The sequence below is a fragment of the Algoriphagus aestuariicola genome, assembly GCF_017254835.1.
Taxonomy (GTDB): domain Bacteria; phylum Bacteroidota; class Bacteroidia; order Cytophagales; family Cyclobacteriaceae; genus Algoriphagus; species Algoriphagus aestuariicola.
This window is the reverse complement of record NZ_JAFKCW010000030.1, coordinates 1-379: the sequence shown is the minus strand read 5'-3', so window position 1 is coordinate 379 and position 379 is coordinate 1. Positions and strand designations below refer to the sequence as shown.

Sequence of the window (379 nt, the reverse complement as noted above, 5' to 3'; positions counted from 1 at the left end):
ACTCGCGCACCACTTCGCGCGGACGCAGGCGGCGGCCGTCCGGCAACAGCTTCGGCACCCAGCCTGCCAGCCGGTACATCAAGCGCACGTCGGCTTTGATAATCGGCCCGATATCCGGCCGGATCACCTTCAGCACCACTTCCTGGCCGGTGGTTTTCAGCCGCGCGGTATGCACCTGCGCGATCGAGGCGGACGCCAGCGGCTGCTGCTCGAAGTCGTCGAACCAGGTTTCCAGCGGGCCGCCCATCGCCAGCTCGATATGCTTGCGCGCCAGCGCACCGTCGAAAGGCGCCACCCGATCCTGCAGCAGCGTCAGCTGATCGGCAATGTGCGGCGGGAACAGATCGCGGCGGGTAGACATCATCTGGCCGAACTTGAT

Annotated in this window: 1 protein-coding gene; it reads right to left on the bottom strand. The window is 66.0% G+C overall.

The window, feature by feature from the left end; translation table 11 throughout:
- A partial coding sequence (locus tag J0A67_RS23540) for an AarF/UbiB family protein (RefSeq protein ID WP_241265311.1) occupies positions 1 to 379 on the bottom strand: 379 nt, incomplete at both ends.